We start from the raw sequence: 15,598 nt of genomic DNA, 5'->3' as shown, positions 1-15,598 counted from the left end.
ACCGATGCACGGGGAAAAGCAGGCGGTGGACCCGTCGTGTCTCACGATTGGTCCACCGCCGCGTGGCCGGCTCCGCCGGCCCTGGTCACAGGGGTCTCACTGGCCCCGGAAGAGGTTGATCTTGTCGAGGTGCCGGGCGCGCAGCTCGTCGTCGAGGACGCCGAGCCCCTCCTCGGGGGCGAGGGCGAGGACGCCCACCTTGCCCTGGTGCTTGTTGTGGTGGACGTCGAGCGCGGCCTGGCCGGTCTCCTCGAGCCGGTAGGTGCGCGAGACCGTGGGGTGGATCATCCCCTTGGCGATCAGACGGTTGGCCTCCCACGACTCGCGGTAGTTGGCGAAGTGCGAGCTGATGATCCGCTTGAGGTTCATCCACAGGTAGCGGTTGTCGTACTCGTGCATGTAGCCGCTGGTCGAGGCGCAGGTGGTGATCACCCCGCCCTTGCGGGTCACGAAGACGCTGGCGCCGAAGGTCTCCCGGCCCGGGTGCTCGAAGACGATGTCGATGTCCTCGCCGCCGGTGAGCTCACGGATCCGCTTGCCGAAGCGGCGCCACTCCTTCGGGTCCTGCTCGGTGCCCTCGTCGTTCCAGAACTTGTAGCCCTCCTCGGAGCGGTTGATGATCAGCTCCGCGCCCATCGCCCGGCAGATCTGCGCCTTCTCCTCGTTGGAGACCACGCAGATCGGGGTGGCGCCGCCGTTGAGGGCATACTGGGTGGCGAAGCCGCCGAGCCCGCCGGAGGCGCCCCAGATCAGGACGTTGTCGCCCTGCTTCATGTTGCCGCCGTTGGCGCTGACCAGCTGCCGATAGGCGGTGGAGTTCACCAGCCCGGGGGAGGCGGCCTCCTCCCAGGTGAGGTGCTCGGGCTTCGGCATCAGCTGGTTGGCCTTGACCAGGGCGACCTCGGCGAGCCCGCCGAAGTTGGTCTCGAACCCCCAGATCCGCTGCTCGGGGTCGAGCATCGTGTCGTTGTGGCCGTCGGGGTGCTCCAGCTCGACGCTGAGGCAGTGGGCGACGACCCGGTCGCCCGGCTTCCAGTTGTGCACGCCGACGCCGGTCTTGAGCACCACACCGGCCAGGTCGGAGCCGACGACGTGGTAGGGCAGGTCGTGGCGCTTCGCGAGCGGGGAGATCCGGCCGTAGCGCTCCAGGAAGCCGAAGGTGGAGACCGGCTCGAAGATCGAGGTCCAGACGGTGTTGTAATTGATCGCGCTCGCCATCACCGCCACGAGCGCCTCGCCCGGACCGAGCTCGGGGACCGGAACGTCGTCGACGTGGAGCGACTTGCGCGGGTCCTTCTCCTTGCTCGGGACCCCCTCGAACATGTCGACCTCGTCCTTGTGCACGGTCACCGCCCGGTAGGACTCCGGCAGCTCGAGGCCGGCGAACTCCTCGGGGGAGGTGTCGCCGGCCATGATCGCGTCGAGGATGTGCTGCACGTCAGCTCCTGGGTCGGTGGTGGAAGTCGTGGTGGTCGTGGTCGCCGGGCGGCGTGGCGCGGAATCTACCGGCGGGTAACCAGCGTGGGAAGGTGGATGTGGAGGACGTCATACCCAGGCGTGGGGGAAGCGCGGAAGGGGTACGACGCCCGGTGGCCTAGTGGTCCTCGGCGGGCTGGACCAGCTCGACGAGCACCCCGCCCGCGTCCTTCGGGTGGAGGAAGTTGATCCGGCTCCCGGCGGTCCCGCGCCTCGGCTCGTCGTACAGCGTGCGGACGCCGCGGTCCCGGAGCACCTGCGAGGCCTTCTCCACGTCGGCGACCCGGTAGGCGAGCTGCTGCATGCCGGGGCCGTTGCGGTCCAGGAACCTCGCGATCGTCGAGCTCTCGTCGAGCGGCGCGAGCAGCTGGAGGCAGGAGTGCGGGGCGGCCGGGTCGCCGACGCCGACCATCGCCTCGCGCACCTTCTGCTCCTCGTTCGTCTCCTCGTGGAGAACCTGCATGCCGAAGGTGTCGCGGTAGAACGCGATCGCCTCGTCGAGGTCGCGCACGGCTATCCCCACGTGGTCGATGGCGAGGAACAGCGGCTCGGGCAGGTCCGTGAGAGGCGCTCCAGTCATGCGCCACATGGTGTACGACGCCGCAGCGGGCGGCGAGGGACTGTGACCGGTCCGACACCTCCACGGTGGGCGGGACCCCGGTATCGTCCCCAAGGTCGTAGGTACCGCTCGGCCGGCCGTTCCGACCAGCAAAACCGACCAGGAGGCGTCGCATGTCCGACAGCACCGGATCCGTCATCGTCGCGGGGGCGCGCACCCCGATCGGCCGCCTGCTCGGCGGGCTCAAAAGCTTCTCCGCAGCCGACCTCGGTGGGTTCGCCATCAAGGGCGCCCTGGAGAAGGCCGGTGTCTCCGGCGACCAGGTCGACTACGTGATCATGGGCCAGGTCATCCTCGCCGGGGCGGGCCAGAACCCGGCTCGGATGGCGGCGGTCAACGCGGGCGTCCCGATGTCGGTCCCCTCGATCACCATCAACAAGGTCTGCCTCTCGGGCATCAACGCGATCGCCCTCGCCGACCAGCTGATCCGCGCCGGTGAGCACGACATCGTCGTCGCCGGCGGCATGGAGTCGATGACCAACGCCCCGCACTTCCTGCCGAAGTCGCGCGAGGGCACGAAGTTCGGCGACGCGACGCTCGTCGACTCGATGGCCTACGACGCGCTGTTCGACCAGTTCACCTCCCAGGCGATGGGGCTGCTCACCGAGGAGTGCAACGCGGCGAGCGCCAACCTGACCCGCGAGGAGCAGGACGAGTTCGCGGCCCAGTCGCACCAGAAGGCCGCGGTGGCCTGGAAGAACGGCGTCTTCGACGAGGAGGTCGTGCCGGTCTCGATCCCGCAGCGCAAGGGCGACCCGATCGTGGTGTCCACGGACGAGGGCGTCCGGGGCGACACCACCGCGGAGAGCCTGGCGAAGCTGCGCCCCGCCTTCAGCAAGGAGGGCACGATCACCGCCGGCTCCTCCTCGCAGATCTCCGACGGCGCCGCAGCCGTCGTGGTGATGAGCAAGGCGAAGGCCGAGGAGCTCGGGCTCACCTGGCTCGCCGAGATCGGCGCGCACGGCCAGGTCGCCGGCCCGGACTCGACCCTGCAGCTGCAGCCCTCCGCGGCGACCGCGAAGGCGTGCGAGAAGGAAGGGATCGCCCCCACCGACCTCGACCTCGTGGAGTTCAACGAGGCGTTCGCCGCGGTCGGCATCTCCTCGGCCCGCGAGCTCGGCCTCGACAACGCCAAGGTCAACGTCAACGGCGGCGCCATCGCGCTCGGCCACCCCGTCGGGATGTCCGGCGCCCGCATCGTCCTCCACCTCGCCCTCGAGCTGAAGCGGCGCGGCGGTGGCGTCGGCGCCGCGGCCCTCTGCGGTGGCGGTGGCCAGGGTGACGCGCTCATCGTCAAGGTCCCCTCCGCCTGAGGTGAACCCTGCCGAGCTGGTCGAGCAGGCCCGCGCCGGCCGGCAGCGAGCGGTCGGCCGGCTGATCTCGCTCGTCGAGGACGAGTCGCCGGCGCTGCGCGAGGTGATGGCGGCGCTGGCGCCGCACACCGGCCACGCGCACGTCGTCGGGATCACCGGTGCCCCCGGGGTCGGGAAGTCGACCTCGACCTCGGCGCTCGTCACCGAGCTGCGGAGGCGGGGCAAACGGGTCGGGGTCCTCGCGGTGGACCCCTCCTCCCCGTTCTCCGGAGGCGCGCTGCTCGGCGACCGTGTGCGGATGTCGGAGCACGCCACCGACCCCGACGTCTTCATCCGGTCGATGGCGGCCCGCGGCCACCTCGGCGGCCTCGCCTGGTCGGCGCCGCAGGCCCTGCGCGTCCTGGACGCGGCCGGGTTCGACGTCGTGCTCGTCGAGACGGTCGGCGTGGGGCAGTCGGAGGTCGAGGTCGCCGGGACCGCGGACACCACCGTCGTGCTCCTCGCGCCCGGGATGGGCGACGGGATCCAGGCGGCCAAGGCGGGGATCCTCGAGATCGGCGACGTCTACGTCGTCAACAAGGCCGACCGCGAGGGTGCGCGCACCGTCCGCAGGGACCTGCGCGGCATGCTCTCGCTCGCCGAGCGTCCCGAGGGCGCGTGGCGGCCACCGGTGCTGATGACCACGGCGAACGACGGCGAGGGCGTCCCGACAGTGGCGGACGCGCTCGAGGAGCACCTGGCCTGGGCGGAGGCCGAGGGGACGTTGCGCCGGCGCCGGCTGACCCGCGCCCGCGACGAGGTGGAGACGATCGCCGTGACCGAGCTGCGCAAGCGCTGGGGCGGGGTCTCCGACCGCGGCCGGCTCGACGGGCTCGCGGCGCAGGTCATCGCGGGGGAGCTGGACCCCTATGCTGCGGCCGACCGGCTGCTCGAGGGGCCGGCCTCGTAGCACGGGCGTAACAACGCGAACTCCTCGCGTCAACATCCGCGGTCGAAGGTGGACCGCATGTGTCCGGCTCCCGCGCCCGTGCTCACCGGGTGTCGCGTCCTCGTCACCGCGCAGCGGCGCGGGGCGGAGCTCCGTGCGGCGCTGGAGGAGCGCGGCGCGGAGGTGGAGCTCGTGCCGTTGCTGGGGTTCGTGCCGGAGGACCAGCAGCAGCTCGTACGCCGGACGCGGACCCTCGTCGCCCGCCCACCGGACGTTCTTGTCGTCACGACAGGAACAGCGTTCGAGAGGTGGCTCGACGTCGCCGGGCGGGCCGGGCTCGCCGAGGGGCTGGTGCGCGCGTTGGGAGGCGCGCGGCTCGCCGCACGCGGACCGGGGGCGAGCCGGTCCCTGCGTGCGGCGGGGCTGGTCGCCGACCGGGTGGCGGAGTGCGAGACCTCGCAGGAGCTGGTCGACTTCCTGGTGGGGGAGGGCGTGCGCGGGCTCCGGGTCGCGGTGCTCCACGGCGGCGCGGGAACCACCGGGAGCGACGACGCCCTCGAGCGCGCGGGCGCGTCCGTCGTACCTCTGGACGTGTACCGGTGGGGCCCGCCCGCCGACCGGGCGTCCGTGGACCGCGCCGCGGCCGGCTGCGGCGCGGGGCGGTTCGACGGCGTGGTGCTCACCAGCGCGCCGGGCGCGGCCGCGTGGCTCGAGGCGCTGGACCGGGCCGGCGCGACCGACCAGGTGCGCGACCGCGTCTCCGACGGGCGGCTGCTGCTGGCGGCCGTGGGCCCGGTCACCGCCGCCCCGCTCGCCTTCGCCGGGATGCTGGCGCAGCTGCCGTGCCGGCCGTGGTGGGGGGCGCTCGCCCGGCTGGTCATCACCGAGCTCGGCGGGGACCGTCAGGCGATCCGCACCGTCCATGGCCGGCTGCGCATCCGGGCCGGGGCCGTCACGCTCGACCACCGCCCCATCGCGGTCTCCCCGAGCGGCACCGCCGTCCTCCGCCGGCTGGCGGCGACGCCCGGCCACGTCGTGACCCGGGAGGAGCTCCTCGAGGCCCTCCCCGGGGTCTCCTCCGACCCGCACGCCGCCGAGGTCGCGGTCGCGCGGCTCCGCGAGTCGCTCCGCGAGGCGGTGGGCGACTCGCGGCTGGTCCGCACGGTGGTGAAGCGGGGCTACGTGCTCGCCGCGGGCTGACCACCGGAGGAGAACCGCTGACCGCGGGACCGAGCCGCGCGCCTCCTGTCCCGGGGAGCACTGTTCTGGTAGCAAGGGCAATGACTGTGCACGCCCCCGCAGGCACGCGGCCCGGAACTTCCCCTCACCGGACGGAGCTCGACCCATGAAGGTAGCTGTCGCCGCCCTGGTGGTCCTCTTCGTGGGCTACTGGATGGTGCAGTCGCCGCAGCAGCTCGCGGACGTCACCCAGGACAGCGCCGCCTGGCTGTGGGAGGGCACCCAGACCGTCATGTCGTCGGTCATCGACTTCGTCGGCGCCCTCTTCGAGTGAGCGGGACGAGGACGCCTCGTCGGCGGCGCTCCGCCGCCACCCGGATGTGGCTGCTCCCGACCCCCGAGATCGGCAGCCACCTGCTGCGGTCCGAGGACGAGGTGATCATCGACGAGGTCACCCACCACTGGATCTGCTACCTGAAGCCGGTGCTGGTGGTGCTCGCCGGGCTCGCGCTCATGGTCGCCAGCCTCTTCGTCCACCCCCAGGCCACGCTGTTCCTGCTGCTGCCCGGGGCGCTGCTCGCGGCCTGGGGCGCCTACAAGGCCGCAGAGGTGCGGATGGACGTCTTCGTGGTCACCAACATGCGGGTGTTCCGGATGACCGGGGTGCTCTCCCAGACCCAGGCCACCATGCCGCTCAGCCGGATCCTCGACATCACCGTGCACAAGCCGCTGCTCGGCCGGCTGCTGGGGTACGGCCACTTCACCTTCGAGTCGGCCGCGCAGGAGCAGGGGCTGCGGGAGATCCGCTCCGTGCCCCGGGTGGACGAGCGCGACCTCACCATCCAGGGCGTCGTGCAGCGGGCCGGGCTCCGGGGCCCGCGACAGCGGGGTGGCTGAACCTGGGAAGATGGGCGGCATGAACATGCCGTTCTCGCGTCCCGGTGCGATCGACCTGTCCGCCCTCAAGCGTCCCGCCCCCGCGGCCGGCCCCGCGGGCCCCGCGACGGGTCCCGGTGGGGCGGTTCCTGCCGGCTCCTCCGGTGGCGGCTCGTCGTACGCCGTGGAGGTGGACGAGCAGAACTTCCAGGCGCTGCTCGAGGCGTCGATGACGGCTCCCGTCGCGCTGGTCGTGTACTCGCCCAGCCGGATGCCGGCCAGCGCCCAGCTCGCCGACGACCTGGCCACGGTGGCCGGGGAGCTCGAAGGGCGCATCGCGATCGGGCGCGTGGACGCGGACACCCAGCCCGGGATCGTGCAGGCGATGCAGGTGCAGTCGGTGCCGTTCGTGGCGATGGTGCTGCAGGGCCGGCTCGCGCCGCTCTTCCAGGACGCGCCCCCGATCGACGAGCTGCGGACCCTGATGCAACAGCTCCTCCAGCAGCTCACCAGCCAGGGGATGACCGGGCGGCACCAGCCGTTCGGCGGGGGACCCGCGGCCGAGGCCGGGGCGGACGAGGAGCAGACCGACCCGCGCTACGCCCCCGCCGAGGAGGCGCTGGTCTCAGGCGACGTGCAGCGGGCGGTGGAGGAGTACCAGAAGCTCGTCGACGCCAACCCCGCCGACACCGAGGCCGCGCTCGGGCTCGCGCGCGCGAAGCTGATGCAGCGCACCCAGGGGGTCGACCTCAACACCGCCCGGAAGCGGGCCGCGGAGGCTCCCGACGACGTCGACGCCCAGATCATGGTCGCCGACCTCGACCTGCTCGGGGGCCACGTCTCCGACGCGTTCGACCGGCTCGTCGGCCTGGTCCGGCGTACCTCCGGGGACGAGCGCGACAAGGCCCGGCTGCACCTCATCGAGCTGTTCTCGGTCGTCGGCAACGACGACCCTCGCGTCCTCAAGGGCCGCCAGAACCTCGCCTCCGCGCTCTTCTGAGCGAGCCGGGTCGGCGGGGTCAGCGGGGACGGCCGGACTCGCTGTACGACGAGCCGCCGCTGTCGAGGTTGGCGAGCGCGGAGTCGATCCGCCGGGCGGTGAAGTCCGCGCAGAGCGAGTGGACCTCCTGGAGGGTGCAGAACCGCGCGGTCCTGATCTCCCGGGCCTGCGGGACGATCCGCTCGGCGAGCGAGGCCTCGTGCACGCCGCCGTCGAAGACGAGGCAGACCGCGTCGTCCCAGCCGCTCCACGGGGGGAGCCAGTCGGTGAGGACGAGCCCGCCGGGCGTGAGGTCGAGCCCGAGCTCCTCCTCGACCTCGCGGGCGACCGCGACGTGAGGGGCCTCGTTGACCTCGACGACCCCGCCAGGGAGGTCCCAGTCCTGCTTGTAGGTCAGGTTGCAGAGCAGCACCCGCCCCTCGGCGTCGCGGACGAGCATCTGCGCGATGGCCCGCTTGCGGGGCAGGAAGCTGTTGAGGAGCGCCCGGAACCCGCGTGACTTGTGGATCGGCGCGTCGGTGCGGAGCCGCGCGAAGACGACCCGGTCACGCAGCTCGCCGTCCTGCTCGAGGGCGCCGCGCATGACCCCCTCGCGCTGCAGGCCGGCCCAGGTGGCGATGCGGGTGCCGAGGAGGTCGTCGGGGTCGACGAGCGCCTCGACCCGGGCCTGCTTGAGCTCGTCGAGGGCGGCCGCCACCTCGTCGCGCACCGCGGCGCTCGCGGCCTCGAACCCCTGGGCCTGCAGCTCCGCGGACCAGCTGACCCGGGCGATGCCGTTGCCGACCGACTCCAGCCGCACGCCGGGACGGCTCAGCCGCCCCTCCAGCGAGGTGTCCCGGGCGTCCTCGGCGTTCACGCCGTCGACCCTAGCCGGGTCACCCCACGCCGTCGTACCGCAGCCAGATCGCGCCGAGCGGCGGCACGGAGATCGACGCCGACGCCGGCATCCCGTGGGACTCCTGCTCGACCGCGGTCACGGTGCCCATGTTCCCGACGCCGGAGCCCGCGTAGGTCTCCGCGTCGGTGTTGACGACCTCGGTCCAGGTGCCGGCCTCCGGCAGCCCGATGCGGTAGTCGTGGTGGGGGACGCCGGCGAAGTTCACGACGCAGGCCACCAGCGACCCCTGGCCGTCGCTGCGGACGAACGAGAGCACGTTGCCGCTCGCGTCGTTGGCGTCGATCCAGCGGAACCCCTCGGGGTCGTCGTCCTTCGCGTGCAGCGCCGGTGTCGAGGTGTAGATCGCGTTGAGGTCGCGGACCAGCCGCCGCAGCCCGTCGTGCCAGGGCGAGTCGAGCAGCCACCAGTCGAGCTCGCGCGCCTCGGCCCACTCGGCGTCCTGGGCGAACTCGCACCCCATGAAGAGCAGCTGCTTGCCAGGGTGCGCCCACTGGAAGGCGAAGTACGCCCGCAGGTTCGCCAGCTGCTGCCAGCGGTCGCCCGGCATCTTGCGCAGCAGCGACCCCTTGCCGTGCACGACCTCGTCGTGGCTGAGCGGGAGCACGTAGCGCTCGGAGTAGGCGTAGACCATCGAGAAGGTCATCTCGCCGTGGTGGTAGCTGCGGTGCACGGGCTCGTTGGCCAGGTAGTTGAGCGTGTCGTGCATCCAACCCATGTTCCACTTCAGGTCGAACCCGAGCCCGCCGAGGTGCGTGGCGCGGGTGACCCCCGGCCAGGAGGTGGACTCCTCGGCGATCGTCACGACGCCGGGGACCCGCTTCTGGCAGGTCGCGTTCATCTCCTGGAGGAACTGCACGGCCTCGAGGTTCTCCCGACCGCCGTACACGTTGGGCTGCCACTGCCCCTCGCCGCGGCCGTAGTCGAGGTAGAGCATGCTCGCCACCGCGTCGACGCGGAGCCCGTCGGCGTGGAACTCCTCGAGCCAGTACAACGCGCTCGCGACCAGGAAGTTGCGGACCTCCTTGCGGCCGAAGTTGAAGATCAGCGTGCCCCACTCGGGGTGCTCGCCGCGGAGCGGGTTCGGGTCCTCGTAGAGCGGGGTCCCGTCGAAGTTGGCGAGCGCGAAGGTGTCCTTCGGGAAGTGCGCCGGGACCCAGTCGAGGATCACGCCGATGCCGGCCTGGTGGAGCGAGTCGATGAGGAAGCGGAGGTCGTCGGGGTCGCCGAACCGCGCCGTGGGGGCGAAGTACGACGTCACCTGGTAGCCCCAGGAGCCGCCGAACGGATGCTCCATCACCGGGAGCAGCTCGACGTGGGTGAAGCCGTTGTCGCGGACGTAGTCGACCAGCTCGGTCGCCAGGTCGCGGTAGGAGCGGCCGCGCCGCCAGGACCCGAGGTGCACCTCGTAGATCGACATCGGGCCGTCGGCCGCGTGCTTCTCCGCGCGCTGGGCCAGCCACTGTTCGTCGCCCCAGGCGTAGTCGGACTCGTGGACGACGCTGCTCGTCGCGGGAGGCTCCTCGGTGCGGGTGGCCATCGGGTCGGCCTTGTCGCGCCACACGTCGTCGGCGCCGAGCACGTCGTACTTGTAGCGGGTGCCGTCGCCGACGTCGGGGACGAAGAGCTCCCAGACCCCGGAGACGCCCATCTGCCGCATCGGGTGCTCCCGGCCGTCCCAGCTGTTGAAGTCGCCCTTCACCCGGACCGCCTTCGCGTGCGGCGCCCAGACCGCGAACGCGGTGCCGGTGACCGTGGAGAACGCGCCCTCGTAACGCTGCACGTGGGCGCCGAGCACCTTCCAGAGGTTCTCGTGGCGCCCCTCGTTGATCAGGTGCAGGTCCATCTCGCCGAGCGTGGGGAGGTAGCGGTAGGCGTCGTCGACGGTGTGCGGGACCCCGTCGCCGTAGGTCACCTCGAGCCGGTAGTCCGGCGGCTGCTCGGTCGGCAGGACGCCGACCCAGACGCCGTGCGCCTCGTGGCTCAGCTCGGTGCGGCTGTCGCCCGCGACCACGACGACCGACTCGGCGAGCGGCTTGAGGGTGCGCACGGTCGTGGCGCCCTCGTGGGGGTGCGCGCCGAGGATGGAGTGTGGGTCACCGTGCCGTCCCTCGGCGAGCTGCGCGAGCTGGTCGTGGGAGACGGGCCGGGGATCCGGCAGCTTGGTCGTGCGGGGCTTCGATCGGGCCACGTGAGCCTCCTGCTGTCGTGGGGGTCAGGCCTGGCTCGAGAGCCGGGCGAGGGCGGCGAGCGGGATGCTCAGCCAGCCGGGTCGGTTGCGTGCCTCGTAGACGGCCTCGTAGACCGCCTTGTCGGTGGCGTACGCCGTGAGCAGCACCTGGTCGACGTCGGCGCTCGTGGCGTCGCGGTACCCGGCGAGGAACGCGGTGGTGTTGCGGGCCGCCCACTCGCGGGCGCGTTCCTGCGCGTGGGAGTCGGTGTCACCGGTCGCCTGCTCGTGGTCGCGGCGGGACACCTCCGCGGCGTAGTCGAAGGAGCGGAGCATCCCGGCGACGTCCCGCCACGGGGAGTCGGGCCGCCGGCGCTCGTCGAGCGGCTTCGCCGGCTCGCCCTCGAAGTCGATGATCTTCCAGTTCTTCACCGTCCGCAGCGTCTGACCCAGGTGCAGGTCGCCGTGCACGCGTTGGACGGTCACCGGCGCCGGGACGTGGCGCACCGAGTCGAAGATCGCGTGGAGGGCAGCCGCGTGCTCCTCCAGCTCCGGCACCACCCGGACGGCCCGTTCGAGCCGGCCCGACATCGTCTCGGCGAGCCGGGCGAGGTCGTCGCGGTCCCACTGCTCGACGGGGAATGCCCCGGCCAGCGAGAGGTGCATGTGCGCGACCGCCTCGCCGAGCCGGTAGGCCTCGGAGGCGAGGTCGCCGCCCGACTCGCGGGCCGGGATGTCGCCCGTCGTGTAGAGGTTGCGCAGGCTCGCCAGCGCCAGCTCCCAGCCGTCGCTCGCGGTGCGGAGGAACTGCTGGAGGATGCCGAGCTGGAGCAGCTCGCCGTCCTCGGTGCGGGCGTCGACCCACCCGAAGAGCGAGGCGACGTGCTCGTTGCCGGCTTCCGTGAGCGCAGCGAGGATCTCGATGTCGGGGTTGGTCCCCGGAGTGATCCGCCGGAAGAGCTTCATCAGCGCGGTCTCGCCGAACATCACCGAGGAGTTGCTCTGCTCGCCGCTGAGCAGCGTCGATCGCGCATCACGGTCGAGCGGCTCGTCGCCCACCCGGTGGAACTCCAGCTCGTCGGTCGTGGTGCCGTCGGCGAACGCGTGCAGCCACAGGGGAGTGGCCGCGTGGTCGTGCAGCGCGTCGTAGGCCCAGACCTGGCCGAACTGCTCGTCCTCCCAGGTGCCGATCAGGGCGTGCGCGAGCGGCTGCCGCTCACCGAGGTAGTACGAGGTCGGGACCTGGTAGACGTCGGTCCCGCCGTCGTCGTACTCGAGGGTGACCAGCTCCACGGCGACCAGCCCGAGGGGGGCGGTCGTCGCGGCGTCGGAGCGGCCGGGCACGGCGAGGCGCCGGACGCCGGCGACCCGGAAGCGGCGGCCCTTGCCGCCGAACCAGCGGGCGTTCTCGATGAAGGTCCGGAGCTGGTCGTCGCGCTCCGCCAGGGGGTGCGTGGTCACGGGGCCATCACCGTCTCGAGCTGGGCGGTCGCGGGCATCCGGAACCAGTAGAAGCCGTAACCGCTGAGGGTCAGCAGGTAGGGCAGCTCGCCGATCTGCGGGAACCGCGTGCCGCCGAGCAGCTCGACCGGGGTCACGCCCTCCCACCGGCGCAGGTCGAGCTCGACCGGCTGCGGGAACCGCGAGAGGTTGTTGACGCACAGCACGGTGTCGCCGTCGTGCTCGCGGGTGTAGGAGAGCACCGACGGGTTCGAGCCGCCGAGGTCGGTGAAGCTGCCGAGCCCGAAGGCGGGGTGGTTCTTGCGGACGTGGATCATCCGCCGGGTCCAGTGCAGCAGCGAGGAGGTGTTCTCCAGCTCGGTCTCGACGTTCACGCGCTGGTAGCCGAAGACCGGGTCCTGGATGACCGGCAGGTGCAGCTTGCCGGGAGTCACCGAGGAGAAGCCGGCGTTGCGGTCGGCGGTCCACTGCATGGGGGTGCGGACGCCGTCGCGGTCACCGAGCCAGATGTTGTCGCCCATCCCGATCTCGTCGCCGTAGTAGAGGACCGGCGAGCCGGGCAGCGAGAGGAGGAGCGCGGTGAACAGCTCCATCTGGTTGGTGTCGTTGTCGAGCAGCGGGGCGAGCCGGCGCCGGATGCCGATGTTCGCCTTCATCCGTGGGTCCTTGGCGTACTCGCCCCACATGTAGTCGCGGTCCTCGTCGGTCACCATCTCGAGCGTCAGCTCGTCGTGGTTGCGGAGGAAGATGCCCCACTGGCAGCCGGACGGGATCTCCGGCGTCTGCTCCATGATCTCGGAGATCGGGAACCGGCTTTCTCGTCGGACCGACATGAAGATGCGGGGCATCACCGGGAAGTGGAAGCACATGTGGCACTCGTCGCCACCGGACTCGAAGTCGCCGAAGTAGTCGACCACGTCGGCAGGCCACTGGTTGGCCTCGGCGAGCAGCACGCGGCCGGGGTAGTTGTCGTCGACGTACTTGCGGACCTTCTTGAGGAAGTCGTGGGTCTCCGGGAGGTTCTCGCCGTTGGTGCCCGGCCGTTCGTAGAGGTAGGGCACGGCGTCCAGCCGGAACCCGTCGATGCCCATGTCGAGCCAGAAGGACAGCGCCTCGAGCATCGCCTCGTGGACCCGGGGGTTGTCGAAGTTGAGGTCCGGCTGGTGGCTGTAGAAGCGGTGCCAGAAGTACTGCTGGCGCACCGGGTCCCAGGTCCAGTTGGAGCTCTCGGTGTCGACGAAGATGATGCGGGCTTCCTGGTAGAGCTCGTCGGTGTCGGACCAGACGTAGAAGTCGCCGTACGGCCCGTCCGGATTCTGCCGGGACTCCTGGAACCACGGGTGCTGGTCGCTGGTGTGGTTCATGACGAAGTCGATGATCACGCGGATGTCGCGCTTGTGGGCCTCGTCGAGGAACTCGTGGAAGTCGTCGATCGTGCCGACCTCCGGCAGCACGCCGGTGTAGTCGGCGACGTCGTAGCCGCCGTCCCGCAGGGGGGAAGTGAAGAACGGCGGCACCCACAGGCAGTCGACGCCGAGCCACTGCAGGTAGTCGAGCTTCTCCGTCAGCCCCTTGAAGTCACCCACGCCGTCACCGTCGCTGTCGCGGAAGGAGCGGACGAGGACCTCGTAGAAGACGGCGGTCTTGAACCAGTCTGGCTGCGTCTCCATCTCGGTCGTCATCAGGCGGTCGCGCTCCTCACGCTCAGGATGTGGGCGGGTTCGTAGAAGGGGTCGAGCCGGACGTAGTTGTGCGCGCCCCACGTCCAGTCCTGCCCCGTCACCTCGTCGCGGACGACGAAGCGGTCGTCCCACCCCATGCCGAGCGCCTCGAGGTCGAGGTGGACGGTGGTCTCACGGGTGGTGTGCGGGTCGACGTTGACGACGGCGATGACGACGTCGTCGGGCCGGCCGTCGGCGTGGAAGGTCGCCTTGGAGAAGACGACGATCGCGTCGTCCTCCGAGGAGTGGACGTGGAGGTTGCGCAGCTGGTGCAGCGCCGGGTGCCGCTCGCGCGTGTGGTTCAGCATCGTGATGTACGGCGCCAGCGACCGTCCCGACGCCTCGGCGTCCTTCCAGTCCCTGATCCGGATCTGGTACTTCTCCGAGTCGAGGTACTCCTCCGACCCGGGACGCACGGCCACGTGCTCGAACAGCTCGTAGCCGGCGTACATCCCCCAGCTGGGGGAGCCGAGCGCGGCGAGGGCGGCGCGGATCTTGAACGCCGGCGGCCCGCCGTACTGGAGGTACTCGTGGAGGATGTCGGGGGTGTTGACGAAGAAGTTCGGCCGCACCCGGTGGGCGGTCTCGCGGGAGACCTCCTGGAAGTAGGACTCGATCTCCTCCTTCGTCGTGCGCCAGGTGAAGTAGGTGTAGCTCTGGTGGAAGCCGATCATCCCGAGCGCCTGGAGCATCGACGGCCGGGTGAACGCCTCGGAGAGGAACACCACGTCCGGATCGGTGCGCCGGATCTCGCCGAGCAGCCGCTCCCAGAACGCCACCGGCTTGGTGTGCGGGTTGTCGACCCGGAAGATCCGGACGCCGTGGTCCATCCAGTGGCGCACGACCCGCAGCACCTCGGCGTAGATCCCCTCGGCGTCGTTGTCGAAGTTGATCGGGTAGATGTCCTGGTACTTCTTCGGCGGGTTCTCGGCGTAGGCGATCGTCCCGTCGGCGCGGGTGGTGAAGAACTCCGGGTGCTCCGTGACCCAGGGGTGGTCGGGCGCCGCCTGGAGCGCGAGGTCGAGCGCGACCTCGAGGCCGAGCTCGCGGGCCCGGGCGACGAACGCGTCGAAGTCGTCGATCGTGCCGAGGTCGGGGTGGACGGCGTCGTGGCCGCCCTCGTCGGAGCCGATGGCCCACGGAGAGCCGACGTCGTCGGGCCCGGGGTTGAGGGTGTTGTTGCGCCCCTTGCGGTTGACCTTGCCGATCGGGTGGATCGGCGGCAGGTAGATGACGTCGAACCCCATCTCGCGGACGGCGGGGAGCCGCTCGGCCGCGGTGCGGAAGGTGCCGCTGACGACCTTGCCGTCGTCGGCGACGGTGGCGCCCTCGGAGCGCGGGAAGAACTCGTACCACGCGCCGTAGAGCGCCCGCTCACGGTCGACGTAGAAGGGGAAGGGGCCGGCGACGGTCACCAGCTCACGGACCGGGTGGACGGCGAGGACCTCGGCGACCTCGGGGGCGAGCCCGGCGGCGAGCCGCACCTGGTTGGGCCGGCCCGTGTCGCGCAGCGCCGTGGCGGCGTCGCGGAGCACCGTCGCCTGGGAGGAGGGCACGTCCTCGGCGGCGCGCTCGAGGAGGAGCGCACCCTCGGTGAAGACGAGCTCGACGTCGATCTCGGCGGGGATCTTGATCTCCGCGTGGTGGCGCCAGGTCCCGAAGGGGTCGCTCCAGCCGTGGATCTCGAACCCCCACGGCCCCACGGTGTCGCCGACGACCGTCGCGCGGTAGCGGTCGGCCTCGGTGGGGTCGCGGCGCATGAGCTGAGGGGGGCGCCTGGTGCCGTCGGGGTCGATGAGGACGACCTCTGCGGCGTGCGCGTCGTGGCCTTCGCGGATCACCAGGGCCGAGACCTCGAAGGGCTCGCCGACGGCTGCCTTGGCGGGGTGGCTGCCTCCTTCGAGCTGTGGGGTGACGTCCAGGATCGGGATCCGTCCAACCATGGCCCGAAACTACCCAG

General features: G+C 71.4%; 13 protein-coding genes. 6 read left to right on the top strand and 7 right to left on the bottom strand.

Annotated elements, in window-relative coordinates; all coding sequences use genetic code 11:
* Positions 1 to 96: 96 nt before the first annotated feature.
* Both ccrA and mce read right to left on the bottom strand, forming a co-directional pair.
* On the bottom strand, positions 97 to 1,437 hold the full coding sequence (gene ccrA, locus FIP57_RS16575) for a crotonyl-CoA carboxylase/reductase (RefSeq protein ID WP_148574614.1): 1,341 nt from the start codon (positions 1,435 to 1,437) through the stop codon (positions 97 to 99).
* 157 nt (positions 1,438 to 1,594) lie between these two features.
* Positions 1,595 to 2,056 (bottom strand): methylmalonyl-CoA epimerase, encoded by a 462-nt coding sequence (gene mce / locus FIP57_RS16570; RefSeq protein ID WP_148574613.1) that lies wholly within the window; start codon positions 2,054 to 2,056, stop codon positions 1,595 to 1,597.
* Between the two features lie 152 nt (positions 2,057 to 2,208).
* Between mce and FIP57_RS16565 the strand changes: the two genes are divergently transcribed.
* The 6 genes from FIP57_RS16565 to FIP57_RS16545 all read left to right on the top strand — a co-directional run bounded on the left by FIP57_RS16565 (position 2,209) and on the right by FIP57_RS16545 (position 7,391).
* Positions 2,209 to 3,408 carry an acetyl-CoA C-acetyltransferase gene (locus FIP57_RS16565; RefSeq protein ID WP_148574612.1) on the top strand — a complete coding sequence of 400 codons (1,200 nt, stop codon included), beginning with the start codon at positions 2,209 to 2,211 and terminating at the stop codon, positions 3,406 to 3,408.
* Position 3,409: 1 nt separating this feature from the next.
* Positions 3,410 to 4,357 (top strand): methylmalonyl Co-A mutase-associated GTPase MeaB, encoded by a 948-nt coding sequence (gene meaB / locus FIP57_RS16560; protein WP_148574611.1) that lies wholly within the window; start codon positions 3,410 to 3,412, stop codon positions 4,355 to 4,357.
* Positions 4,358 to 4,414: 57 nt separating this feature from the next.
* A complete protein-coding gene (locus tag FIP57_RS16555; protein ID WP_148574610.1) occupies positions 4,415 to 5,536 on the top strand; it encodes a uroporphyrinogen-III synthase in 1,122 nt (373 codons plus the stop codon).
* A 145-nt stretch (positions 5,537 to 5,681) separates the two neighbouring features.
* Positions 5,682 to 5,849, top strand: a complete 168-nt coding sequence (locus FIP57_RS23320; protein ID WP_162529837.1) for a hypothetical protein — start codon at positions 5,682 to 5,684, stop codon at positions 5,847 to 5,849.
* Positions 5,846 to 6,412: a PH domain-containing protein gene (locus tag FIP57_RS16550; protein ID WP_238993527.1), complete on the top strand. Its 567-nt coding sequence runs from the start codon at positions 5,846 to 5,848 to the stop codon at positions 6,410 to 6,412. The genes FIP57_RS23320 and FIP57_RS16550 overlap by 4 nt, the downstream gene beginning before the upstream one ends.
* 19 nt (positions 6,413 to 6,431) lie before the next feature.
* On the top strand, positions 6,432 to 7,391 hold the full coding sequence (locus FIP57_RS16545; protein ID WP_148574609.1) for a co-chaperone YbbN: 960 nt from the start codon (positions 6,432 to 6,434) through the stop codon (positions 7,389 to 7,391).
* A 19-nt stretch (positions 7,392 to 7,410) separates the two neighbouring features.
* Here FIP57_RS16545 and FIP57_RS16540 read toward each other — a convergent pair whose 3' ends face one another.
* From FIP57_RS16540 to FIP57_RS16520, 5 genes are read right to left on the bottom strand one after another with little or no spacing between them, the layout of a single operon-like run.
* Entirely contained in the window at positions 7,411 to 8,247 is an 837-nt protein-coding gene (locus FIP57_RS16540; protein WP_238993526.1) for an NUDIX hydrolase, read from the bottom strand.
* A gap of 19 nt (positions 8,248 to 8,266) precedes the next feature.
* A complete protein-coding gene (gene glgB, locus FIP57_RS16535; protein ID WP_148574608.1) occupies positions 8,267 to 10,477 on the bottom strand; it encodes a 1,4-alpha-glucan branching protein GlgB in 2,211 nt (736 codons plus the stop codon).
* Between the two features lie 24 nt (positions 10,478 to 10,501).
* A complete protein-coding gene (locus FIP57_RS16530) occupies positions 10,502 to 11,917 on the bottom strand; it encodes a maltokinase N-terminal cap-like domain-containing protein (protein WP_148574607.1) in 1,416 nt (471 codons plus the stop codon).
* Positions 11,914 to 13,599, bottom strand: coding sequence for a maltose alpha-D-glucosyltransferase (treS, locus tag FIP57_RS16525; protein ID WP_148574606.1), 1,686 nt, complete (start codon positions 13,597 to 13,599; stop codon positions 11,914 to 11,916). The genes FIP57_RS16530 and treS overlap by 4 nt, the downstream gene beginning before the upstream one ends.
* Positions 13,599 to 15,581 carry an alpha-1,4-glucan--maltose-1-phosphate maltosyltransferase gene (locus FIP57_RS16520; protein WP_148574605.1) on the bottom strand — a complete coding sequence of 661 codons (1,983 nt, stop codon included), beginning with the start codon at positions 15,579 to 15,581 and terminating at the stop codon, positions 13,599 to 13,601. The genes treS and FIP57_RS16520 overlap by 1 nt, the downstream gene beginning before the upstream one ends.
* Positions 15,582 to 15,598: the final 17 nt, after the last annotated feature.

The sequence above is a fragment of the Nocardioides caldifontis genome, assembly GCF_008087345.1.
Taxonomy (GTDB): domain Bacteria; phylum Actinomycetota; class Actinomycetes; order Propionibacteriales; family Nocardioidaceae; genus Marmoricola_A; species Marmoricola_A caldifontis.
Note: the sequence above shows the minus strand (reverse complement) of the source record. Positions and strands in the feature narration are given on the sequence as shown.